General features: G+C 56.3%; 19 protein-coding genes, 3 tRNA genes and 1 pseudogene. 17 read left to right on the top strand and 6 right to left on the bottom strand.

Annotated features, from left to right (window positions below):
* Nucleotides 1-74: 74 nt before the first annotated feature.
* Nucleotides 75-332, top strand: a pseudogene (locus BISA_RS13630) (helix-turn-helix domain-containing protein); the annotation flags it as partial.
* Nucleotides 333-494: 162 nt separating this feature from the next.
* Here the strand turns inward: BISA_RS13630 and BISA_RS11170 are convergent.
* Nucleotides 495-566, bottom strand: a tRNA-Glu gene (locus BISA_RS11170).
* 160 nt (nt 567-726) lie between these two features.
* Entirely contained in the window at nt 727-1,608 is an 882-nt protein-coding gene (gene trmB / locus BISA_RS11165; RefSeq protein ID WP_033892021.1) for a tRNA (guanosine(46)-N7)-methyltransferase TrmB, read from the bottom strand.
* 240 nt (nt 1,609-1,848) lie between these two features.
* Here trmB and BISA_RS11160 point away from each other — a divergent pair.
* A tRNA-Asp gene (locus BISA_RS11160) sits at nt 1,849-1,922 on the top strand.
* Between the two features lie 37 nt (nt 1,923-1,959).
* Nucleotides 1,960-2,035: transfer RNA gene (locus tag BISA_RS11155), tRNA-Phe, on the top strand.
* Nucleotides 2,036-2,073: 38 nt separating this feature from the next.
* Here BISA_RS11155 and BISA_RS11150 read toward each other — a convergent pair.
* Nucleotides 2,074-3,378 carry a class I SAM-dependent methyltransferase gene (locus BISA_RS11150; RefSeq protein ID WP_033892055.1) on the bottom strand — a complete coding sequence of 435 codons (1,305 nt, stop codon included), beginning with the start codon at nt 3,376-3,378 and terminating at the stop codon, nt 2,074-2,076.
* Nucleotides 3,379-3,621: 243 nt separating this feature from the next.
* On the opposite strand from BISA_RS11150, the gene fucO reads away from it, so the two are divergent.
* Nucleotides 3,622-4,773, top strand: coding sequence for a lactaldehyde reductase (gene fucO / locus BISA_RS11145; RefSeq protein ID WP_033892020.1), 1,152 nt, complete (start codon nt 3,622-3,624; stop codon nt 4,771-4,773).
* A gap of 198 nt (nt 4,774-4,971) precedes the next feature.
* Here fucO and BISA_RS11140 read toward each other — a convergent pair whose 3' ends face one another.
* Nucleotides 4,972-5,895, bottom strand: a complete 924-nt coding sequence (locus BISA_RS11140) for a glycosyltransferase family 2 protein (RefSeq protein WP_033892019.1) — start codon at nt 5,893-5,895, stop codon at nt 4,972-4,974.
* Nucleotides 5,896-6,015: 120 nt separating this feature from the next.
* Here BISA_RS11140 and BISA_RS11135 point away from each other — a divergent pair, with 120 nt between their 5' ends.
* The 12 genes from BISA_RS11135 (at nt 6,016) to BISA_RS11080 (ending at nt 20,612) form a co-directional block, all read left to right on the top strand.
* The gene (locus tag BISA_RS11135) at nt 6,016-7,593 is read left to right on the top strand and encodes an AI-2E family transporter (RefSeq protein ID WP_033892017.1); all 1,578 of its coding nucleotides are present in this window, start codon (nt 6,016-6,018) and stop codon (nt 7,591-7,593) included.
* Entirely contained in the window at nt 7,593-8,855 is a 1,263-nt protein-coding gene (locus tag BISA_RS11130; RefSeq protein WP_051917556.1) for a glycosyltransferase family 2 protein, read from the top strand. The genes BISA_RS11135 and BISA_RS11130 overlap by 1 nt, the downstream gene beginning before the upstream one ends.
* 70 nt (nt 8,856-8,925) lie before the next feature.
* A complete protein-coding gene (locus BISA_RS11125) occupies nt 8,926-9,804 on the top strand; it encodes an ABC transporter ATP-binding protein (RefSeq protein ID WP_081890126.1) in 879 nt (292 codons plus the stop codon).
* The gene (locus tag BISA_RS11120) at nt 9,801-11,465 is read left to right on the top strand and encodes a hypothetical protein (protein WP_033892015.1); all 1,665 of its coding nucleotides are present in this window, start codon (nt 9,801-9,803) and stop codon (nt 11,463-11,465) included. Before BISA_RS11125 ends, BISA_RS11120 begins: the two co-directional genes overlap by 4 nt.
* 27 nt (nt 11,466-11,492) lie before the next feature.
* Entirely contained in the window at nt 11,493-12,977 is a 1,485-nt protein-coding gene (locus BISA_RS11115) for a D-alanyl-D-alanine carboxypeptidase/D-alanyl-D-alanine-endopeptidase (RefSeq protein ID WP_033892014.1), read from the top strand.
* Between the two features lie 40 nt (nt 12,978-13,017).
* A complete protein-coding gene (gene tilS / locus BISA_RS11110) occupies nt 13,018-14,121 on the top strand; it encodes a tRNA lysidine(34) synthetase TilS (protein ID WP_033892012.1) in 1,104 nt (367 codons plus the stop codon).
* Complete coding sequence (gene hpt, locus BISA_RS11105; protein WP_033892011.1) at nt 14,108-14,671, top strand: hypoxanthine phosphoribosyltransferase; 564 nt, start codon at nt 14,108-14,110, stop codon at nt 14,669-14,671. Before tilS ends, hpt begins: the two co-directional genes overlap by 14 nt.
* Nucleotides 14,668-16,770, top strand: a complete 2,103-nt coding sequence (ftsH, locus tag BISA_RS11100; protein ID WP_033892010.1) for an ATP-dependent zinc metalloprotease FtsH — start codon at nt 14,668-14,670, stop codon at nt 16,768-16,770. The genes hpt and ftsH overlap by 4 nt, the downstream gene beginning before the upstream one ends.
* A gap of 103 nt (nt 16,771-16,873) precedes the next feature.
* Complete coding sequence (folE, locus tag BISA_RS11095; RefSeq protein ID WP_033892008.1) at nt 16,874-17,455, top strand: GTP cyclohydrolase I FolE; 582 nt, start codon at nt 16,874-16,876, stop codon at nt 17,453-17,455.
* Nucleotides 17,456-17,536: 81 nt separating this feature from the next.
* On the top strand, nt 17,537-18,409 hold the full coding sequence (folP, locus tag BISA_RS11090) for a dihydropteroate synthase (RefSeq protein WP_033892007.1): 873 nt from the start codon (nt 17,537-17,539) through the stop codon (nt 18,407-18,409).
* 135 nt (nt 18,410-18,544) lie between these two features.
* On the top strand, nt 18,545-20,026 hold the full coding sequence (gene folK / locus BISA_RS11085; protein ID WP_033892006.1) for a 2-amino-4-hydroxy-6-hydroxymethyldihydropteridine diphosphokinase: 1,482 nt from the start codon (nt 18,545-18,547) through the stop codon (nt 20,024-20,026).
* A 55-nt stretch (nt 20,027-20,081) separates the two neighbouring features.
* Nucleotides 20,082-20,612: a DUF3180 domain-containing protein gene (locus BISA_RS11080; protein ID WP_033892005.1), complete on the top strand. Its 531-nt coding sequence runs from the start codon at nt 20,082-20,084 to the stop codon at nt 20,610-20,612.
* 119 nt (nt 20,613-20,731) lie between these two features.
* Here the strand turns inward: BISA_RS11080 and BISA_RS11075 are convergent, their stop codons facing one another.
* Both BISA_RS11075 and ettA read right to left on the bottom strand, forming a co-directional pair.
* Nucleotides 20,732-21,637: an acyl-CoA thioesterase gene (locus BISA_RS11075; RefSeq protein WP_033892004.1), complete on the bottom strand. Its 906-nt coding sequence runs from the start codon at nt 21,635-21,637 to the stop codon at nt 20,732-20,734.
* A gap of 235 nt (nt 21,638-21,872) precedes the next feature.
* Entirely contained in the window at nt 21,873-23,552 is a 1,680-nt protein-coding gene (gene ettA / locus BISA_RS11070; RefSeq protein WP_033892002.1) for an energy-dependent translational throttle protein EttA, read from the bottom strand.
* A gap of 326 nt (nt 23,553-23,878) precedes the next feature.
* Here ettA and BISA_RS11065 point away from each other — a divergent pair, with 326 nt between their 5' ends.
* Entirely contained in the window at nt 23,879-24,307 is a 429-nt protein-coding gene (locus tag BISA_RS11065) for a hypothetical protein (protein ID WP_033892001.1), read from the top strand.
* The last annotated feature ends 98 nt before the right edge of the window (nt 24,308-24,405 follow it).

Raw genomic sequence — 24,405 nt, 5'->3', positions numbered from 1 at the left:
TTGCACAGCAGCAAATCATTGTTGTAGGATTATGTCCATCGATATTGGACAACTCCAATCTGAAAGGACTTGATATGGCAAAAATCGAACCATTGCCCGAATCCAATGGACTCGGCGACTACCTGCAGAGGGTATTCATCTGGAACGTCAACATGCAGCTGACCGGCCGCGGGATGACCCAGCAGTCACTTTGCGCGGCACTGGGGCTGAAGAGGGGCGCCGTGTCCGCGAAGATGACCGGCAAGACTTCCTGGACCATCCAGGACATCGCCGCAGTGGCGGAATTCTTCAACGTCCCCCCGCTCTCCCTGCTGGATGCGTCGATGTACGAGCAGATGATGCGCGGAATGAGCAGTGACGGAGGTGCATCTTTGGTGGCAGTGGCCACCGCCGGGTTTCCTGTGCGAGCAACTGAAGGCCAAGCTGGCGGCCTGAAACCGTTGGAAACAAAAGGCTCCGGGCCACGATACCTCGTGGAACCCGGAGCCGGTGAGTACCCCCAGAGAGAGTCGAACTCTCGTTGTCAGATTGAAAGTCTGGTGTCCTAACCGTTAGACGATGGGGGCGGACAACTCGTCTAACTATACTGGGGGCTTGCTGTTCTCGCAAATCCAGAGTGTCTTACGGCGTGTCGCGTTGGAATTACTGGGTTTTGTGGGACGGAAGTGCATGAATGGCCAAGATGCTTTTCCGTCCCTTTGCTGCGGCCAAGCCGTAGCCAACTGCTTAGCGAAGAGCGACTGCCTGGTAGGTGAAGTCATGAATCACTCGGCCGGCTTCCAGACCCTTCTTCTCGAAGTTGGTGAGCACTCGTCCGCTGAAGCGCTCGGATTCGGTGAAATCCGCGTGGGGCATGTCGGCAGCCATGTCGGCATTGCCTTTGCCGACGTGCTCCAGTGGCAGGCTTGCGGTGATGGTGCCGATGTTCTGCCATCCGTCAAGGTGGTCCATGACCTCATGCACATGCAGCGCATAATCCTCGATGTCGGTGGCGATGCGCCATACGCCGTCATCCGCCAGCGCGTTATGGATATTGCCGGCAAGCTCAGACTGCACGATGCGGCGCTTGTGGTGCTTCTTCTTGGGCCAGGGATCCGGGAAGAAGGTCCACACTTCCGCGATGGTGCTAGGTTCGGTAACCTTGAAAAGTTCCGCGGCGTTGACTTGAGCGATGCGAATGTTGGTAAGGCCCTGCTTGCCGGCCAGCAGCAGGGTGTGTGCCACGCCAGGGTCGTATACTTCAAGCGCCAGGAAGTTGGTTTCCGGATGGGCTGCTGCGGCGGCGACCACGTTTTCGCCCTGTCCGGTGCCGATCTCCACAATCAGAGGGTTGCTGTTGCCCCAAGTTGATTGGATGTATTCCTTGCTGAGAGCAAAGCCCTCTCGCACATCGAGTCGAGCGTTGCCGGCGGCGATGTCTAACAGATACGTGTCGGCGTAGTTGTCCCATGCGCGCTGCAGGCGGGGGTCGAGTCGTGCCGAGCGGCGAACGAAGGACAGCACCTTATGGATGGGGTGGGAGGGCGCTGTGGTTTGCGTTGCTTCAAGAGCGTCGGGGGCCTCTTGGGTGTTTTGAGCCTGCTCGATGGCGGCATTGGGTTCGGTCATAATGCTGCTTGGCCTTTCGTTGAGAGGATGGTGTGCCGTACTGCATTGAGTAGGCTGCGTGATGCGGAATTGCTATTTGACCATTGTGCCACCTGTTATGCCAAGGTGTAGGTCCGGTGGGGTGGGGTTGAATGATTCGCTGTAAAACGTTGGAAAATAGCCAGACACGCCGAAGTTTGCGTAAGTTCTGATTTTCAGTATTATATCTATCTGTTGCCTGTCGCAAGACAGAAACAACACGGCCCCGTAGCTCAGTTGGTTAGAGCGCCGCCCTGTCACGGCGGAGGTCACCGGTTCAAGTCCGGCCGGGGTCGCTTGGATGGCCGCTTGCTTGCAAGCGAACTATTCAATGGCTCTGTAGCTCAGTTGGTAGAGCGAGCGACTGAAAATCGCTAGGTCAACGGATCGACGCCGTTCGGAGCCACCACTAGAAAAGCCCCGCTTTCGAGCGGGGCTTTTTCGTTCTCAGGCCTTCCACCACGGGCGCAGTGGATACCACTTGCCGTCCGGATGGCCAATGCGATCCGGCTTGACCGCCAGGAACTGGTGAATCTGAATGCCATCGAGCTCAAAGTTCAAAGCGCAGGCCGCCATATACAGACCCCAAACCTTAGCGCGTTCGAAACCAACCTGCTTGACTGCATCATCCCAGTGCTCGGAAAGGTTCTGATTCCAATGATGGAGGGTTAGCGCGTAATGCTGGCGCAGGTTTTCCTGATGCACCACATTGAATCCGGCATCATGGATGCAGGACTCAATGAATCCAGGGGCGCCGAGGTCGCCGTCCGGGAAAATGTATCGATCGAGGAATTCATCGGTGCCGGGCTTGCCGTCCGGCTTGTCGTGGCTGATGGTGATCTGGTGATTGAGCAGACGGCCCATAGGCTTCAGCAGGCGGAACATTTCCTCAAAGTAGCTCTGGTAGTTCTTGGTGCCTACATGCTCCATCATGCCGATAGAGCAGATGCCATCGAAATCGCGTTCGGGAACTTCGCGATAATCCTGTACACGCACTTCGGCCAAATCCTGCAGACCTTCGCGTGCGATCCATGCGTTCGCGTATGCAGCCTGTTCTTTGGAAAGTGTGACGCCCAAAGCCTTGATGCCACGGCGTGCGGCAGTAATGACCATCGACCCCCAGCCGCAGCCGATATCCAACAGACGTTCGCCCGGTTGAAGGCCTAGTTTGTCGAGAATCAAGCGCAACTTATTGGCCTGCGCATCTTCCAGACTCATCTGCTCATTGTCGAATACAGCACAGGTATAGGTCATGGATGGACCCAAAAAGTCGGCGTAAAACTCGTTGGACATGTCATAGTGGAAGCTCACCGTTTCGGAGTCGGCCTTTTCCGTATGAGGCATCAGCCCTTGCTTGATACGGGCGAACTTGCTCGGCCCCTCGGTGGAAGGCACTGGTGGCTTCTTGAATCCATGACTCAGAATGCCCGCGGAAACTCGTGCGAACGAAACCGGCGTGACTGGCTTGACGTATTTGGCCAGAGAGATGAGTTTGCGCATGGCGGGGTAGGGGTTGGCATAATCGATGCCTTCCACGTCGAAGTCGCCAAGCACATATGCGCGAACCACGCCGATTTCATTTGGATGAGCCAGCAACTGATACATGCAGTTCGGGCTGGTGATTCGAATATGTAGGTCGGCGTTGCTGGGGCCGAAATGCGAACCGTCGAATGCATCGATGCGCACTGGTGCCGAGCGGTCTACGAACAGTTCCACCATTTCCGCAACGGACATTGACTTTCCATTTGCCATATACTCCACCTCGATTTCCACATAGGCGAACACAATCCCAACCGCGACGATATCCTAGTCTTCTTTTGTGTAAATTGGACCGTCACGTGAATCTCATCGTTCAGAGAAATGTCTGATTGTAAAGAACGTTCTCAGCGTGTTTTCAGGTTAACGCTCACAGACGGCGCTAGACTGAGGAACCGTTAGGTCATTCAATGAACGAATGGCTTCCAAACAGGTACGAGCTCAAAAAGGAGAGCACCTATGGTCTATCGCATGATTTTCAACCAGACTGCATATTTCGGTCGCGGCGCCATCAAGGAAATCCCCGCTGTCGCTAAGCAGCATGGCTTCACCAAGGCGTTTATTGTTACTGATCCGGTTCTGCTGGAAACCGGCACCGCTGAGAAGGTGACCAAGGTTCTGGATGAGGCAGGCCTGCCATATGAGGTCTTCTCCAACGTCAAGCCGAATCCGCCGGTCGAGTGCATCAAGGATGGCGTTGAGAAGTTCGCCGCTTCCGGTGCCGACTTCCTGATTGGTCTGGGCGGTGGCTCCCCGCAGGATACCTGCAAGGGCATCGGCATCATCACTGCCAACCCGGAGTTCTCTGACGTGCTCTCCCTCGAGGGCGTTGCCGACACCAAGAACCCGTCCGTCCCGATCTTCGGCGTGCCGACCACCGCTGGCACCGCATCCGAGACCACCATCAACTACGTGATCACTGATACTGCCAACAAGCGCAAGTTCGTGGCCGTCGACCCGCACGACATCCCGATTGTCGCTTTCGTCGATCCTGACCTGACCGACTCCATGCCGCGCGGACTGAAGGTCGCCACCGGTCTGGACGCCCTGACCCACGCCATCGAGGGCTACATCACCCCGGGTGCTTGGAGCCTGTCCGACTGCCTGTCCATGCAGACCATTCGCATGATCGCCAAGAACCTCGCCAAGTCCGCTGACGGCGACATTCCGGCCGGCGAGCAGATGGCATACGCCTCCTACATCACTGGTATGGCCTACTCCAACGTCGGCCTCGGCCTGGTGCACGGCATGGCCCACCCGCTGGGCGGCCGCCTCGGCGTGGCCCACGGTGTTGCCAACGGCATCCTGCTGGCCCCGGTCATGGAATACAACAAGGACTTCACTGGTGAGAAGTACCGTGACATCGCCGACGCCTTCGGCGTTGAGGACGCGTACACCGGCGACCTTGAGAAGGTTCGCGAAGAGGCCGTGCAGGCCGTCCACAAGCTGACCGTGGACCTGAAGAATCCGACCACCATCTCCGAAGTTGGCGCCACCGAAGCTGATCTTGCTCCGCTGGCCCACGATGCCTTCAACGACGTGTGCACGCCGGGCAACCCGCGCAAGGCCACTGAAGAGGACATCCTCGCCATCTACAAGTCGCTGATGTGATCAGCGCATAGGCCCCCTCTGATGAGGGGGCTCCCGGCGAAGCCGGGTGGGGGAGAGATGATCGGGTATAACATCCCGGTTGTCTCTCCCTCCGTCATCGCGCAGCATGACACCTCCCTCGTCAGAGGGAGGCAAGGGCACCCGTGTAATCACGCGAGCCTTTGAATGGGACGCCTCCATCGCCGGAGACAAAAGACGCTACTCGTGTTTTGCGTCCCACTCCTCATCCGTGGGTGTTTCGGCATAGAGCTTCTTGCCTTGAGCCTCGGCAAGCTCCATCTGTTCATTGATCCAAGCGGCCTCGGCCGGGTTGATGTCCGCGGTATTCAACACCTTCTGCCATACCGGGTAGAACAGATGCATTGCCGGGTACATGGCGGTGAACAGAATCTCCGGCTTGTGCTTGCGCCAATGTTGCGGATGCGCATTAAACGTGTTCTTAAATCGACGCATGTAGGTCAAGAACGAACTCAGCGACGTGTCCATGCGTCGGGCGCTCATCGCGGCAATCATGCGCGGCGAGTACACGGTTTTCAAATCCTTGCCCATCAGATGCAGCGAGATATCGATATCCTCGTGCATCATATCGGCCTTATCGCGGCACACCTCATCGGCGATCTGCCGCCAAGCGGTGGCGCGCAACGCCATATTGGAGCCGAACAGCAGCGGTTGGCCACCATCCGCACGGTAGATGCGCTTACGCAGTGAATTATCTCCGCGCAAACCGAAATGACGCGACGGCATGTCGTAATACATCACCGGACCTGTGGCGCCCATCGCCTCGGAATCCTCGGTGAAAATACCGCTGACCACTTCCACCCAATCCGGGCGAATCATGCAATCGGCGTCAAAACGGCCCAACACATCGCCAGTGGCATGATTCAAGCCGTAATTACGGGTCGGAATCAATCCCTGTTCATCATCCTGATGAAGCAGCTTGACCGGTGCTTCGGGATGTTCGGCGATGAACTGTTCCACAATCTCGCAGGTATTGTCTGTGGAACGATTATCTACCACAAGCACCTCATGCGGCATCACGGTCTGTCTGGTGGCATTCAGCAGACAATCGCGAATACGTTCGGATTCGTTCCACGCTGGGATGATGATCGAAACGGTAAGCATGGTTCCAAGGATAGAAAAGCGGGTGTACTCAGGCGCTAATCAACACAGCGCTTCCGTGCTGAATGCGTTCATTTACAGCGCTTCTCGCCAACATCGAGCCTGACGCTACAATGGAGAGCCATGAGCGAAAGCGCGCGCAATACTTATGAATCAGGCGCTGGTAACACCACCAGTGCCGCCAATTCGCAATCTGGCACACCTGCTGGAGATGAAAATCGTATCGATTTGGGCTCTCTGTTCCCCGCCCACGGCGATCCGCGCAGGCCCCCGGAATGGTTCGGCCGCGCGTTGCTGTATGTGGCCATCGCCATTGTGGTATTTAGTTTCTGCTGGCGCTCTTGGGGCAGTATCTCCTATCTGATACTTGACATCATCATCTCCCTGTTCATCGCCTTGGCGATCGAACCACTGGTAGTGGCGCTGGTGAGGCATGGTTGGAAGCGCGGAGTGGCTTCCGCGACAGGCATGGTGGGACTTGCAGTTGTGATTTGCGTGCTGCTCACCTTGTTCGGCAACATGTTCGTTTCCCAGGTCATCGCCATGATCAGCGGTCTGCCCGCCATGTATGAGCAGATTCGCGACTTCATCGGGCAGTACAGTACATTCGAGCTACCGGAAATCAACAGTCTGGGCTCGGAAATCCTCAATAATATTCAGACTTCCTGGGTTACTGATTTCGCGGGTACAGCCATGAGCACGGTAAGTGGCCTGCTGGGCTTCCTGCTGAACCTTATGACCGTGATCATGACCACCTACTACATTTCCGCCGCCGGCCCGAAATTGCGCCGGTCCTTCTGCCGTTGGCTTGCGCCTAACACGCAACGTCGATTCCTTTTGGTGTGGACGGTGGCTCAGGATCAGATTTCATCCTTCCTGTTCTCCCGCTCGATTCTGGCGCTGATTAATGCGGCCTGCACGGCCATCTTCCTCGAAGTATTGCAGGTGCCGTATTGGCTGCCGCTGGCTCTGTTCTGCGGTGTGGTTTCCCAGTTCATTCCTACCGTCGGTACCTATATCGGCGGTGCTCTGCCGGTGCTGTTTGCATGGGGCAACCGTGGATGGACGTATGCGGTCGCCGTACTGGTGTTCATCATTATTTATCAGCAGATTGAGAATCTGATTCTTTCCCCGAGGATTTCCCAGCGCACGATGGATATCAACGCTGCACTGGCCTTCCTCGCTGTGCTGGCCTTCGGCTCGCTGTTCGGCGCGCTTGGTGCCTTCCTCGCTTTGCCGGTCACCGCTTCGATCCAGGTGATTTTCCGCGCATACACCAGACGGTACGAGCTGGTTGATTCGCCGTTGATGTACGACCCTGTGCCTGAAAAGAAATCCAAGATTGTGGAAGCTTCCGAGGCGTTCGGCGAGCATGTGCTGCATCCGATTGGCGAGCATGTGCCGCGTGCCGCCAAGGGGTCCACCAAGAAGGTACCAATGGATGACGAGCTGCGCAAACTACAGCATGAAATCTATGCGCTCGAGCAGGGTGGCCCATTGCTGCCGGACGATGAAGAATCAGCCACAGTGGCAATTCCGAAGCATGTGCTGTCCAAGGTAGATTCCGGCAACTCCAAGTCGGTTTTGCACGGTACTGAAGAATCCGCTGAAGCTACAACACACACGAACGGAGCTGATGTGAACGCATCAGAACACAAACAATCATCCGCTAACAGCAATCCGAGAGCGGGGTGGCGTTAATGACATTGCTTACCGCACTTGATGTGCTGCTGTTCATCGTGGGCGGCGCTGGCATGGTGTACCAGGGCGTATGCATTGTGATGTCCCTATTCGCCAAGCCTGTCCGATTCCCGGAAGCACCGATGACCAACCATTATGCCGTGCTGATCTCCGCCCGAAACGAGGAGAACGTCATCGGCAACCTCATCGATTCAATTCGCGCGCAAACCTATCCTTCCGAGCTGATTGACATTTGGCTCGTGGCGGATAACTGCACGGACAACACCGCCGAAGTGGTGCGCGCTCGCGGTTGCCATGTGCTTGAACGGCACAATATGGAGCAGGTCGGCAAAGGTTATGCATTAACCTACCTGCTTGGTCATATGCTCGACACTGGTGTGGCGGACAATTACGACGCCTACTTTGTCTTCGATGCCGACAATAAACTCGACAAGCATTACTTCGAGGAAATGAATAAGGGCTTCTGCGCCGGCTTCAAGATTCTGACCAGCTACCGTAATTCAGTGAATCTGGCCGATAACTGGGTGTCTTCCGGTTCGGCGCTCTGGTTCATTCGAGAATCACGATTCCTTTCCAATTCCCGTATGATTCTTGGCTCCTCCTGCCATGTTGGCGGTACGGGCTTCATGTTCTCCCGCGATGTGATGAAACGCAACAGTGGTTGGAAATTCCACCTGTTGACCGAGGATCTTGAATTCACGATGGATTCGATTCTGCACGGCGATCGCATTGGATACTGCGGCAACGCAATCCTCTACGATGAGCAGCCGGTTACATTCGCGCAAAGCTGGCGTCAGCGACTGCGTTGGAGCAAGGGCTTCCTGCAGGTCTTCCGCTACTATGGACCGGCATTGCTCAAGCGCGCGGTGCGTGAACGTGACTTCTCCTGCATTGATTTCACGCTGATGCTCTGCCCGTTCACCGTGCTCGGTGTGGCTCGCATCATTATGGGCGTGCTGTTCGCGGCATTCGGCTTCGTGAGCTGGTCGAGCCAATGGCAGTCGTTGGTTGGCTGGTCCAACGGCATCGTCACTTCGGTGCTGGGCCTGATGGCTCTTGCTGCTCTGACCATCATCGTTGAGCGTGACCAGATCGGTGCTTCGAACAAGGAGTTGCTCGCCTACGTGCTGAGCTTCCCGATCTACATGCTGAGCTATGTGCCGATTTCCTTCCAGGCCATCTTCGCCAAAGCGCAGTGGAAGCCCATTACGCATAAGGCTGAGGTGATATCCGAACGAAGGTGGATCTCCGCATTGCCGTAGGTGAGTCCGAAATCGCTGCACCGGAGGGGCGTTGCCGGGTTTCGCTGTGCTCGTAGGCTAGAGTAAGACTATGAGCACAGACAATTCTCAAGGAAATGTCAATTTTTCTTCGTCTTTCATGCCGGTAGCGCAGCCGGTGCCGACGCCTCAGCCAATGTTTGCACAGCAAGTGCCGCCGAACCCTGCGGCCGCCGTGTCCATTCGAGGTTTATTCAAGCGTTTCGGCAATAAGATCGCGGTTAACGGGCTTTCCTTGGACATTCCCGTGGGCTCGTTTTATGGTCTGGTGGGGCCTAACGGTGCTGGTAAGACCACTACGTTGAACATGGTCACCGGCCTGCTCACCCCAGATGCCGGTCTGGCCTTGATTCTTGGAGCTAACGTATGGCAGAACGTCAATGCCGCCAAGCGTTCCATCGGCGTGATGCCGCAACCCGATCAGATTTTTGATCGTCTCACCGGACTGCAATTACTCGTATACGCCGGCATGTTGCGCGGCATGAAACGCGCTGAAGCCACGGCGAGAGCACGTGACCTGCTGTCTGCATTCGACCTCACCGCCGCGGCCAGCACTATGGTGACCGATTATTCGGCCGGTATGACCAAGAAAATATGCTTGGCTTCGGCCATGATTCATTCGCCGCGCATTCTGGTGTTGGACGAGCCGTTCGAATCCGTGGATCCGGTCTCCAGTGCAAATCTCAAAGATATTCTTATCGAATATGCCCGAACCGGTGGCACGGTGATTATCTCCTCGCATGTTATGGCCTTGGTTGAGAAAATGTGCACGCATGTGGCGGTGATTAACGACGGTCAGGTTTGTGCTGCAGGCACGGTAGATCAAGTGGCTGCCGGAGAGGATTTGGAAGAACGGTTCCTGCAGCTGGTGGGCGGCCGCCATGAAGCGGCACATTTGTCTTGGCTGGATGGCGGAAAGGCAAGCGCATGAACACCGCATTAACCATAGTGCGTATGCGATGGGCGCTGACTTGGGCCACATTGCGCAAATCCGTTTGGCAGACCGTCGCCTACATATTTGCGCTGATCGCCGCCGTAATTACCGTGGTGGGCACGGCAATGGCCGCATGGTTCATCGGCGGCTTGGACCATGCTGGGCCTCAAGATGCGATGTTGGCGGATTATGGGCCATTCGCTTTTCTCAGAAGTATGACCATCGCGTTGGGTGCGCTCATCATATTTACTGTGGTGTTCATTCAACTCATGCTTTTCGGTGATGGTTCCACAATGAGCCCTAGGAAATTCGCGCTTTACGGCATTCCCGATCGCACGCTGCAATTCGGTCTTCTGCTCTCAGGTATGTCAGGCTTGCCAGCCATCACCGGCATGCTCACATTCGCGCTGTGGACGCTTTCCTATCGGAATATGGGTGCGCCAACTGTTGCCATATCGCTGATATCAGCCATATTCTCCGTGCTCACTATTGTCAGTCTGTCAAAACTGCTGATTGCATTGTGCACCACGCTGGTCACCTCCAAACGCGGCAAAGCATTGTTCTATATGGTTACGCTGCTGGGATTCATCGTACTGTGCGAATTGCCGAGCCTTGTGATGAGCTCCGATGCTTTGCATACAGCCACTCCAGAGGAACGTGGCGCTGGACTTGCCATGTTCGCCACTGCAGTATCTTGGACGCCATTCGGCGCATCATTCCAGCTGCCGTTCGACGTGGCGATAGGCGATGCAGCAGCACTGATCGGGCATATTGCGGTACTCGCAGTGACATGGGTGTTCTGCTTTGCATTGTGCACATGGTGCTTACGCCATGAACGTAAAATCACTGGTGCCGCGGCACGCACCGTGACCATTGCCGGGCTGGGGGCTTTCAAACGCATGCCGGATTCGATCTCCGGCGCGGTATCCGCCCGTCTGATTACCTATCTCAAGCGCGATCCACGTCAGGCGATGTTGTTCATTATGCCTGTATTGTTCGTCGCGATTTTCTTCATGCAGGCGCGCGGAGAAAGCATGGCCATTTGGTCGTCGCTGATTACTGCAGGATGGCTGCTGGCCATCGCCGAAAGTAACGGGCTCGCCTACGATGGGCGCGGATTTGCGATGGAAGTCATCGCCGGTGTTGACGGTCTGCACGACAGAATCGGCCGTGTGCGCATTTATGTAGGCATCGCATTGACCTATCTTGTGGTGCTGGGTGTGGTTCTGATGATTATTACCGGGGACTGGCGCCATCCGATGAGCCTCATGTTTGCATTGCTGTTCTGGGCCTTGGGCATTGCCGTAGCCTTGTGCGGCATTGGTCTTGCGGAAGTCACATCCACCGTACTGCTGTATCCGGTGCCGTCTATGGACAAGCCGTTCTCATCGCCGCAAGGCCGCGCCGTAGCACAAGGATTCTTCCCGTTCGTCTATCTATTCGGCACATTCGTGCTGCTATTGCCCACCGGCATAGTGGCTTCAATATTGGCCATTATCGGCAGTATCAGCACAATGTTTTGGCTGCTGATTCCCATTGCCATTATCAACGGCATCGGCATGCTGATACTGGGGACATGGCTGGGCGGTAAGCTGTTGGATGCGCGAATGCTCTCGATTGTCAGCACACTCGACTCATTCGCATCATTGCAGCACTAGCAACCGTCATTAGGGGAGAACATCTTCATGGTTTCCAAGGCGAAGTCCGGCAAGCGCCAGTACCCGTCATTCAGGCGAATCCGCGCCGGACGCCGGCTTACAGTGCTGCTCTCCTGCATGATTACCGTTGCCTTATTCGTGGGGTACTGCATTGCGGACATCACCGATATTATTCCTGGTCCGCTTACGTTGCAGCCAGTTGCCGAAACCAGTTTTCCGGCTCCAGTGCATGCCAAAACCGGTGGCAACATCGTAGCCGAACTTGATCGCGGCAAATCCATCGATTCCACCCAAGCTGCGAACCTGATGAATGAACTATTGGCCGCCGAAGGCGTGGGGCAAGACGTATCGGTGATTATCGAAGACGCGCAGGGGCATACCGCAGCCGAACATGAAGCTGATACTCCTCGCGAACCGGCGTCCACTATGAAAACACTTACCGCGCTTGCCGCATCCACCAAACTCAATATGGCGTCAACGCTCGATACGCAGACCTTCATCTCCTCTGATGACAATGGCACTGTAGTAACGCTGAAGGGCAACGGCGATATGCTGCTGTCCGCTGGCGAATCCGATCCGGACCATATCAATGGGCGCGCCGGCTTGGCCACATTGGCGCAGGCCACCGCTGCAGCTCTTGCCCAACGTGGTATCGATACTGTTGCTCTGCATTATGACGACACCCTCTTCGGCGACCAGCGAATTCCTCAAGGGCTATCCGATGGCACTTCGGTGCTGAGCGAATATACGACGTACTACACGCCGATTTCCGCTATGGCCATTGATGGCGGACGCCAATACAGTGATGCCGCGCCTGCCCCGAGTGACCCCGATGATTCGGCCGGCTATCCCGAACTTTCCCAACACACCGCACTCGATGCCGCACAGCAATTCGCGCAATTGATGCAGGCCAATGGCATTACCGTGACCGGCGAGTCCACGGCAGCTTCGGCTCCCAGCGGCACGAGCTCGGTTGCTTCAGTCAGCTCTGCAACACTTGCGGAAATACTCGCCTACACATTGCGTCATTCCGATAACACGCTGGCTGAGGAATTCGGCCGTCTTGTTGCGCTCGCTGATACGAACGCGACCAATGATCCGCAAGGAGCCGCCAAAGCGGTACGCACCCAGCTCGAATCGCTGGGACTCAACACGAACGGTTTGACTATGGCTGATTGCTCTGGCCTATCGCCAGGCTCACAGCTTACCGTACGCATGCTGGCCGCAGTGCAGCAGCATAACCTGAGTGAAGGCAGCGGAGCTTCCGCCGCGGAAGGCCTTTCCATTACGGGTTTGGTCGGTACGGCGGCCGACCGGTACACCGATGATAAGGTTGCCGGTCTGATTCGTGTGAAAACCGGAAGCTTGGAACAAGTGACTTCCATGACCGGCAATATTTCCCGCACAAATGGGGGCGCGCTGGCCTTTGCAGTAGTGGTCAACAATCCCGCTGATTATGAAGCCGCACGTTCGGCCATCAATATGTTCATTACCAAACTCGCTGATCTATAAGCTGAGTGTTAAACGATAAAGACTCTATATAAGGAATCACATGGTGTATTCACCTCGACTGCGCAAAGCTGTGGGCGCGGTGCGAGCATCGCTGGCTCGCATTGGTGTGGAGCGTCAGTCGCCTAAGTTTGCGCAGCATGGTCAGCATCAGCCGTTGCCGGATGCTCCGCTGGTGTTGATTGCATGCTCAGGTGGGCGCGATTCTATGGCTCTGGCTGCAGTCGGCCAAATAGTATGTGCCTCGTTGGGTGTGCGCTGCGGTGCTGTTGTTGTAGATCATCAACTGCAGTCTGAATCCAGGCAGGTTGCCGAACAGACGGCTGAACGTTGCCGGAAACTCGGACTTGATCCCGTACTGGTTCGTGCCGCCGATGTGCACGATGAGGGAGAGGGATTGGAAGCCGCAGCCCGTGCGGCACGATACCAGCAATTATGCATTGCCGCACATGAGCAGCATGCCGGCTGCGTGCTGTTGGCGCATACTTTGGATGATCAGGCTGAAACAGTACTGATTGGTTTGTTGCGTGGTCATGGCCTTGACATGGTGGCCGGTATGCCGCCGCTATTTATTCGTGATGATGTGCGTTTCGTGCGCCCTCTGCTGGAACTTTCTCGAGCCGATACCACTGGTATTTGCCAAGACCTCAACCTTGAGTATTGGGATGATCCTACCAATGGCGAGGGGATGGAAGGGCCACTGCCCAATGAGTATCCGCTGCGATCGCGCGTTCGGCATGACCTGCTGCCGGCAATTGAACGGTTTGCCGGTGCTGATGTGGCGCGCCATCTTGCGAATAATGCGCGTTTTTTGCAAATGGACAAAGCCTATCTCGATCAACAGGCCGATATGGTGCAAGCCAAGGCGGTGATCATTACGGCCGATCATGCACATGAAGGCAGCATGGTGGTTGCCATCAATGCACGCATGCTGGAAGGCGAACCTGCCTCGATTCGTTTACGTGTGCTGGCTCATGCGTTTAGCGAAGCGGCGATTACGGTCGGTGCCGCGCATATTGAGGCTGTCGATCGACTGATTACAGATTGGCACGGTCAGTCAGCTGTATGTCTTCCCAGTGGATATTCAGCGAACCGCAAGAAACACGTCATTCGCGTGTGCCAAGATAGAGCGCATGCGAATCGCTGACGTTAAGGAAGATATTGACCACGAGCTGGTCAGCAGGGAACAAATCGACTCCAAAATTCAGGAGATGGCTGCGCGGGTAAGCGATGATTATCGCGATAAGAATCCGCTGGTTATCGCAGTGCTGAAGGGTGCCGTGAACACATTGGTGGCGTTCACTGAAGCCTTGAGCATTCCGGTCCAGATTGATTTCATGAGCCTGTCCAGCTACGGCTCCGGCACAAAATCCAGCGGTACCGTGACAGTTCGTCAGGATTTGTCCGCTGATGTTCGCGGCCGGCACATTCTTATCGTGGAAGATATTATCGATTCTGGACGTACGCTCGCATGGCTGGTTGCCGAACTGAAGCGTCGCGGTGCGGCTTCGGTGGAAGTGTTCGCACTGCTCAACAAGCCTTCTCGCCGAGAAGTGGACGTGGACGTGAAGTATCCGGGCTATGAGATTCCGGACGAATTCGTTGTGGGCTTCGGCCTCGATTACGACGAGCATTACCGCAATCTTGAATCGATCGCGGTGTTGAAGCCTTCCGTATACCAAGGAGAACAAGCATGAGCTTCCCCCAGGGTCCTGGGCCGGGCAACGGAAACAATCCGAACCCTAATAACAACCGTAACAACGGCAACCCATTTACCAATCCGTTCAAGCGTGGCGATAACGGCAACGGAAACGGCAAGAACGGCGGCAACGAAAACCGCCCGTTCTGGCAGTCTCCGTGGCTGTGGGGCGCAGTGCTCGTGGTCATGGCCGTGATGATGTTCTCCATGTTCACCAACGGTGCCACGAAGACCATCGACACCAAAGACGGCTTCGCGCTGTTGAAGCAGGGCAAGGCCACTTACGCCGAAATCACCGACAACAAGCAGGTGGTGCGCCTCGAACTGAAGGATGACTTCTCCAAGAAGAATCCCGACACCGGCAAAGTGACGAACTACGGTAAGGACGTGCAGTTCTACTACACCTTTGCCCAAGGTGCACAGGTGGCCAAGGCCGTGGAAGACGGTGACCTGGAGAAGGGCTGGACCTCCAATATCGAGCAGACCAGCATGCTCAGCTATCTGGTCACCTCCATCCTGCCGTTCATCATCTTCTTCGCACTGTTCTGGTGGCTGATGAGCCGTATGGGCGGTGCAAGCGGCATGCTTGGCATGGGTGGCAAGAAGAACAACGGTAAGCTGCTCGAAGGCCAGACGCCCACCACCAAGTTCTCCGATGTGGCTGGTGAGGATGAAGCACTCGCCGAAGTCGAAGAAATCAAGGACTTCCTGAAGGATCCGTCCAAGTACAAGGCATTGGGCGCACGTATTCCGCGTGGCGTGTTGCTGTATGGCCCTCCTGGAACCGGTAAGACGTTGCTGGCCCGAGCCATTGCAGGCGAGGCTGGCGTGCCGTTCTACGCTATGGCAGGTTCCGACTTCGTTGAGATGTTCGTTGGTCTTGGTGCCTCCCGTGTGCGCGACCTGTTCGATGAAGCCAAGAAGAACGCTCCGGCCATCATCTTCATTGATGAGATTGATGCCGTGGGCCGTAAGCGTGGCTCCGGTATGGGCGGTGGCCATGACGAGCGCGAGCAGACGCTGAACCAGCTGCTTGTGGAAATGGATGGTTTCGATAACGACACCAACCTGATCATCATCGCAGCGACCAACCGTCCTGACGTGCTCGATCCGGCACTGCTACGCCCGGGTCGTTTCGACCGTCAGGTGGGCGTGGCCGCACCTGATCTGGAAGGCCGCGAGGCAATCCTCAAGGTGCACGCCAAGGGCAAGCCGTTCGTGCCTGATGTCGATTTGCACATGGTGGCCGTACGCACGCCGGGCTTCACCGGTGCTGATTTGGCCAACGTGCTGAACGAAGCTGCCTTGCTGTGCGCTCGCGCTGGTGCCCAGCTTATTGATAACCGTGCTATCGATGAGGCTATCGATCGTGTGCAGGCCGGTCCGCGCCGCAAGTCCAAGGGCATGGCACTCGATGAGTTGCGTAATACCGCATACCATGAGGGTGGCCACGCGCTGGTGGCAGCAGCCCTGCACAATACCGATCCGGTGACCAAGGTGACGATTTTGCCTCGTGGCCGCGCACTCGGTTACACCGCCGTGATGCCCACTTCCGATCGATATTCGCAGTCTCGCAACCAGCTGCTTGATCAGATGGCATACGCGATGGGTGGCCGTACCGCTGAGGAAATCGTGTTCCATGATCCAACCACCGGCGCTTCGAATGATATCGAAAAGGCTACGAACATCGCTCGTACGATGGTGACGCAGTATGGCTTCTCCAAGCAGCTCGGTGCCATCAAGTGGGCCGATGACGAGGATCAGAGTGGCGATTTGGGCAGCCTGGCTCCGCACAATTACTCGAACCGCACGGCTGAAATCATTGATGAAGAAGTGCTGCAGTTGGTGGAAACCGCACATACCGAAGCATGGAACATCATCAACGACAATCGAGAGATTCTCGATGAGCTTGTTCGCCAGCTCTTGGTCAAGGAAACGCTGAACGAGAAGGAACTCGCCGAGATCTTCGCCCCGATTAAGAAGGCTCCGGAACGTGAGGTGTGGCTGTCTAACGACCGCCGCCCCGATTCCGATAAGCCTCCGGTGGAGATTCCCGAAAGCCTGAAGCGCTCGGCAGGCATCAAGCCTGAAGAGTGATCGCTAGTGCGAAAGAAGCCCGTGGTCTGACTGTGCTTTGCGGCATGGTCAGACCACGGGCTTGCTCAATTAACTGGTACTTGGAGACATGTGAGGAGAGCAGATGACTGAGGAGAAAGTAGGCACCTACGACGAAGAAGGCGTGCGCGAGGCCGTTCGCCTGTTCCTGAAGTCGATTGGCGAGGATCCGGACCGCGAGGGTCTAGTGGAGACTCCGGATCGCATTGCACGAGCTGGCCGCGAATTGTTCGCCGGTCTTCATGCATCTCCGGCCGATGTGCTGGAGAAGCATTTTGACGTGGACACCGATGAGCTGGTGCTGGTCAAAGACATTGAACTGTATTCGGTGTGCGAGCATCATTTGCTGCCCTTCCACGGTGTGGCCCATGTGGGCTACATTCCAGCCAAGGATGGCGTTATGGGATTAAGCAAGCTGGCCCGACTGGTGGAAGTCTATGCTCGCCGCCCGCAAGTGCAGGAACGTTTGACCCAGCAGATCGCCGATGCACTGGTGGATTGCGCCGGTGCGCGCGGCGTGATTGTTGTGACCGAATGCGAGCACTTGTGCATGTCGATGCGCGGCATCAAGAAATCCTCCGCCCGCACGGTGACCTCTGCGGTGCGTGGCTTGCTGCGCAATCCCGCCACTCGAGCCGAAGCCATGAGCCTCATTTTGGATAAGTAGTCATTCTCTGGTCCCTCTGACGAGGGGCTCTCGGCGAAGCCGGGTGGGGAGCGACCAAATATCAATAGAAGGGGAATAACAATGACTGATTTGCACAAGCTGCATGACGCGCAGCACACACTAGTGATGGGCGTGCTCAATATCACCGAGGATTCCTTCTCGGATGGTGGTTTATGGCTCGACCCAGCCAAGGCGGCACAGCATGGTCGAGACATGATGGCCGCTGGAGCCGACATCATCGACATTGGTGCCGAATCCACGCGCCCAGGGGCCAAGCGTGTGTCCGAAGAAGACGAGCTCAAGCGCATCACCGGTGCAGTGAGTGCACTGATTCCAGCTGGAGCGGTACTCTCCATCGATACCACGCGCGCTTCGGTGGCTTGCGCGGCATTGGAAGGAGGTGCGCAAATCATCAACGATGTGTCCGGCGGCACTTTGGATCGTGAGCTACCGCATGTGGTGGCCGATCACGACTGCCTGTACATTGTGCAGCATTGGCGCGGCTGGTTAGCCGGCTCCAAGGGAGTCAATCCCGATCAGGACACGTCAGTCTATGAGCATGGCGTGCTGACCGATGTGCACGACGAACTGATGCGCCAAGTCGATGACGTGCTGGCTGCCGGTGTGAAGCCCGAACGCATCATCATCGACCCGGGCCTGGGCTTCTCCAAGCCGGGCATCGAACATAATCTACCGTTGCTTGCCGGTCTTGAAACCTTCCGCGCCACCGGATACCCAGTGCTTATCGGGCAGTCCCGCAAACGTTTCATCTCCGCCATGCTCGCCGAAGACGGTATCGACGAACCCACAATGGCCCAGCGTGATGACGTGACCGCAGCACTGTCCGCCTTGAGTGCCGAACATGGTGCATGGGCCGTGCGCGTACATGATGTGACCAAGAGCCGTGCCGCCGTCATCGCCGGCAACACTTGGCGCCAATACAGCGCGCGGTAATTGTTATAGGGCATTGTAAACCGGAGACGTTGGGTTCGGGGATACGATGCTGGACCGTAAGCTTGGCCAAACGGCCTTGAGGGTCCAGCATCACATCCCTGAGCCCAACGGCGTACCGCAAATGAGGAATCAATCATGGACACAATTACACTCACTGGCGTGAGCGCCAACGGTACCCACGGCGTACTTGATTTCGAACATCAGCGTGCACAGCCATTCATTGTGGATGCCACACTGTACCTTGACTTGTTCGCTGCCGGACAATCCGATGCGCTGAACGATACCGTCGATTACGGGCGTGTAGCCAAGGATATCGTAGCGGTTATCGAAGGCGAGCATGTCGACCTGATTGAAAAACTTGCCCAGCGAATCGCCGAACGTATCCTGGCAATCAAGCCGATTGTGAAGGTTGATCTCACCATTCACAAGCCACATGCACCAATCACCGTGCCGTTTGCGGATGTGGCGGTTTCCATCACCCGCGTGCGTAATGCGCAAGGTGACGTGGTTCCGGAACATATGCTGCAGTCGGCCGCTCCTAGCACTGTGCAACCATCCGTACCATCTACTGGACAACCGGCTGTGCACCATGCAGTAGTGGCTATGGGCGGCAATATTGGCGATGTTGAATCGACTTTGCGCGCAGCGGTCCGTGAGATGGATGGCCTGCCGGGCACTCAGGTTGCCGGTATTTCGCCGCTGTACCGCACGGCTGCATGGGGCATGGCGGACGATACGCCTGATTTTCTGAATGCAGTGGTGGAACTCGAAACCACAATGAGCAGCCATGAACTATTGGATGCGTTGCAGAACATTGAACGTGTGCATGGCCGCAACCGTGAGAATCACTGGGATTCACGCCCGCTTGATCTTGACATCATCGACTTCGACGGCATCACCAGTGCCGATCCGGATCTGTCGTTGCCGCATCCTCGTGCTTGGCAGCGAGCGTTCGTGCTGGTACCTTGGCTGGCATTGAATCCCACGGCTCGGCTTACAGGTGCTCATGGCGGGTTGGTTTCCGATTTGCTGGCAGCGGCAGCCGACCGTGATGCCGTGCAGTTGGATAGTGAGGATTGGATGCTTGCAGGGCATGCTGGCGGTTCAGACAGTGCGCAGCATCCGCAGGCAGATCATGATGCTGTACCGGTGTCTCGTAAAGCAGTAATCTCCTTGGATTCCACGTCCCGTGAAGCAGAACAGTTGTTCCGCGAAGCCATTGTTTCCATTGACAGCGTGCCTGGCAATCAAGTACAGGGCATTTCACCGCTCTACCATGTCAGCCATTTTGATGGTCCGGATGCGTTGAGCGCGGTTATCCAAGTTGAGACCAAGCTGCCGGCTGCTGATTTGATTGCCGTGCTCGGCGGCATAGAAGCGGCTCATGAGGGTCTTGTTGACATCGATCTGGTGGATATGGATGGTGTTACATCGAATACGCCTGACTGCCGTGTGCCGTGGCCATCTGCTCGGGAGCATGCTTCCGTGCTGGCACCGTGGATGGATATGGACCCTGATGCCAAGCTAGGCTCTGACCCGGTATCGTTCTTACTGGCTATGGCGCCGGACGCAGGCCAAGTGGGAATGCTGTCTGATAATTGGATTATGGGCGAGTAATGTCCGACTCGGCAGCGTTGAAGAATCATAAGCAGCATAAGCAAGGAGCGTGGGCGTGAAAGTACGTCGAACACCGTGGTGGCAGTATGTGATTGGTGCCGTATTAGGTGTGTTGGCCGGCATGGGACTTGCCTCATATGGAGAGCAGACGGGATTGTCGCTGATCGGCACTCCTTGGGTGGTTGCAGGCCTACTTGCCGTATTGGGCGTAATCGTACTGGTGCTTGCGCTGCAAGTGCACAAATATGCGAATACCGACCCGAAGAAGCGTCCTCATAGCTTTATCAATCCGACTGTTGCCGTCAATACGTTGGTATTGGCTAAGGCATTGGGTTTGGCGGGCTCCACGCTTGCCGGATGGTATGTGGGGCAGATTCTGATGAGCATAAGCCATGTTGAAGCACCGTTCTACCATGATGCAATCATTCAATGTGCGGTGACTGCCGTTATTTGCATCGCAGACATGATTGTCGGCATTATTGGTGAATGGTTATGCCAATTGCCTCCGAACGAAGGCCCTGAGAATCCTAAGATTGCCGAGGCCAAGCGTAAGCAAGGAGTCTCCACAGCGTACCGTAATCAGTGATGTGAGCGGGATAGGTGGTTTTATAGAAGCTGCAGCAAGGGCGGGCTAAGCTGATTACTGGCTTAGCCCGCCCTTCGCCCTTTGCTATTGGAGCATAGTGCGCTTGAGTTTTTGCCCGCCTACTCCTGTGGTACGCGGACCATAGCTTCCTGAGCAATCACAGCCACCAGTTCACCATTTTGCGAATACACTTTGGCATTGCCTAGTCCGCGGCCGTGCGCGGCGATTGGCGTATCCTGCACATACAAATGCCACTCATTGATATCGATGTCGCGATACCACCACATTGAGTGATCGATGGAAGCGTAGGAGATACCCGGCGTGGAAATCGACAAACCAGCGCGGCGCAATACCGGTTCCATCATGAGTTGATCGCAGCCGAGGGCAAGCAGTGCGCGATGCATCACCTGTGGCACATCGGCGTGACCATCAGCGCGCATCCATACCATTTGCTTGCCGGAATCATGCTCGGCGGATTTCTTATCAGCTTTCAGCATCACCGTTGGGGTGATATGGCGAATATCAAATGGTGATTTTTCCGCATAATAATTGGCGAATGGCGACTTCTCGGCGAATGGTTCCATGAGTTTCTTAGCGGATGTGAGCGTTTCGGGGTCTGGAAGATTATCTGGCATGGGGTCTGCGAATTCCACGCCTTCTTGTCCAGTTTCCTGGAAGGATGCGATGGCGGTGAGAATCGGCCCCTCAGCCTGTGTCACATTCACACGGCGTGCGGAGAAGGAGCGGCCATCGCGCAAGTTTTCCACATCGAAAAGCAGGTCTTGGCGAATGTCGCCGGCCGCGATGAAATAACCGTGGATGGAATGCGGCAGGCGGGATGCGGGCACGGTTTTGGATGCTGCAATGACCGATTGAGCGATGACCTGACCGCCGTAGACCCGGCCGGTGGGGAAGAACATGCTTTCGCCGTTGATATACGTGTGATTGCGGTAGGCGGAAGGTTCACCCAACCGCAGCACCTTCACCAGACGATCCAGCGGGGTGACGGTGGTGGTTTGCGTCATGACTTCCTCGATTCATGTTGCGTGCTATCTCTAGTTGCTGTTTGGCAGTTTACGCACTTGGAGTTAAGAGTCATGGCAGCGGGATGTAACGAGCCTGTGAGGAAGGTTAATTACCGGTTAGGGATGGGCATGGTCCATCATTCGGATATAAATGTGGACTGTAGTCCTTTTCGTATAACAAAAAGCCGCCACCATATCATATATGGTGACGGCCTTCTATCGCTTATCGAGCTGATTAGCCGCGCACGAGCTTCTTGTGCAGACGGTGCGGGCGGGCCGCATCCTCGCCGAGGCGGGCCACACGGTTCTCCTGGTAGGCCTGGAAGTTACCTTCGAACCAATACCACTTGGCTGGGTTCTCATCGTCGCCTTCCCAGGCGAGGATGTGGGTGGCCACACGGTCGAGGAACCAACGATCGTGGGAGATCACCACGGCGCAGCCCGGGAAGCCGAGCAATGCGTTTTCGAGGCTTTCCAAGGTCTCGACATCCAAATCGTTGGTGGGCTCGTCGAGGAGCAGCAGGTTGCCGCCCTGCTTCAGGGTCAGAGCCAAGTTCAGTCGGTTGCGTTCACCACCGGAGAGCACGCCGGTGAGCTTCTGCTGATCGGAACCCTTGAAGCCGAAGCTGGCCACGTAGGCGCGGGTCGGCACCTCCACGCCAGCAACTTCGATGAAGTCAAGACCGCCGGAAACGGCTTCCCACAGGTTCTTGTTCGGGTCGAGGCCTTCACGGTTCTGATCGACATAGCTGATCTTGACGGTGTCGCCGATCTTCAGTTCGCCGCTGGTGAGCGGTTCGAGGCCCACAATGGTCTTGAACAGGGTGGACTTACCCACACCGTTCGGGCCGATCACGCCCACGATGCCGTTACGTGGCAGGGTGAAGGAGAGGTCGTCGATGAGCACACGGTCGCCGAAGGCCTTGTGAATATGGTTGGCTTCCAGCACCATAGAGCCCAGACGCGGGCCGGCCGGGATCTGAATTTCGGAGAAGTCCAGCTTCTTGTTGTTGCGTGCCTCCTGCTCCATCTGGTCGTAACGCTCCAGACGAGCTTTGTTCTTGGCCTGACGGGCCTTGGGGGAGGAGCGCACCCAGTCGAGTTCGTCCTTCAGGCGCTTGGCCAGTTTGGCATCCTTGGCGCCCTGAATCTCCATACGCTTGGCCTTGGTCTCCAGGTAAGTGGAGTAGTTGCCCTTGTACGGGTACAGGTGGCCGCGGTCGACCTCGCAGATCCATTCGGCCACGTTGTCCATGAAGTAACGATCGTGGGTGACGGCGATGACGGCACCCTTGTACTGGTGCAGGAACTGCTCCAGCCACAGGATGGACTCGGCGTCCAAGTGGTTGGTGGGCTCGTCGAGCAGCAGCAGGTCGGGGGCTTCGAGCAGCAGCTTGCACAGTGCCACACGGCGGCGTTCACCACCGGAGCAGACGTTCACCGGGGTGTCTGGATCCGGGCACTGCAGAGCATCCATAGCCTGCTCGAGCTGGGAGTCAAGATCCCAACCGTTGGCAGCGTCGATTTCGGTCTGGAGCTTGCCCATTTCGTCCATCAGAGCGTCGAAGTCGGCATCCGGGTTGGCCATCTCTTCGCCGATTTCGTTGAAGCGGGCAACCTTTTCGGCAATCGGGCCGAACGCCATCTTGATGTTTTCGCCCACGGTCTTGGTGTCATCCAGCGGCGGCTCCTGCTGCAGGATGCCCACGGTGAAGCCCGGGGTCAGCGTGGCCTCGCCGTTGCTCACGGTTTCCAGGCCGGCCATGATCTTGAGCAGAGTGGACTTACCCATACCGTTGGGGCCCACCACGCCGATCTTCGCGCCCGGCAGGAAGCTCAGGGTCACATCGTCAAGAATCACGCGGTCGCCGAAGGCCTTGCGTGCCTTGATCATCTGGAATACGAATTCTGCCATGAGTTGCAGTTGCTCCTTAGAAAGGTTGGAATTTCGCCGTTTCTAGTCTTGTCGTGTTGTTTGAGCGGGTGTAGGGTTTGTGGCCCCTCTGCGTTTTCCGCGGTGGCTATGCTGTCCCCACGGTTTTTCGGCGTACTGGCCCAAGTGATGCGATACTTGCCCATATTACGATCGAATCCCCGTCAAACTACCGCCAACTATGGTATCGGAAGGGCTGGAATGCCGCGGCTTGCCATAGGTCGCGAAGTTTCGGTCAGGATGCTGGTGCATATTTGCTAGAAACGCAGATCACTCCGTGCGATTTCGAATATGAGGTAAATGACGCAATGACACCAATCGAATTAGCCACGCGCAGACGAGTCACCGGGCTTACTTCGGGGGAGTTCGCCAAACTGTTCGTCACATTGGAGCGCAAGGTGGATGGCGAATCCGCGCAGTGGGATGCCTCGGATGTGGAATCGTGGGAGATTGTCGGTCCGCCGGTCGTGGCTGAACAACATCTCAATGATGCATTCGCCGCAGCCAACGAATTTGTGGCAACGCTTGCCAAACGCCTGTATCGCACGGCCATGCCAGCTCAAGAAGGCACGGCGCTCACCGCATTTCCCGATGATCTGACCTTCTGGTCCGCTCAGCCGGATTTTGGCGGTATTCCTCATGCTCTGTGGAATATCGCCGCATTGCAGGCTGCGGAATGGATTCGTCAGGAAACCGGCATCATCTGCGAACTGCACGCCCGTGAGCCGCTGGTATAAGCAGCTGTGCCATTGCATGAACCGCGCTCGCAATTTGCGCTATGCAGTTTCGCGAAACATTTGCCTATAGGATAGCCATGTTGTTTGATATGCAACAA

Origin of the sequence: Bifidobacterium saguini DSM 23967, assembly GCF_000741715.1 — a bacterium.
Lineage (GTDB): Bacteria > Actinomycetota > Actinomycetes > Actinomycetales > Bifidobacteriaceae > Bifidobacterium > Bifidobacterium saguini.
Note: the sequence above shows the minus strand (reverse complement) of the source record. Positions and strands in the feature narration are given on the sequence as shown.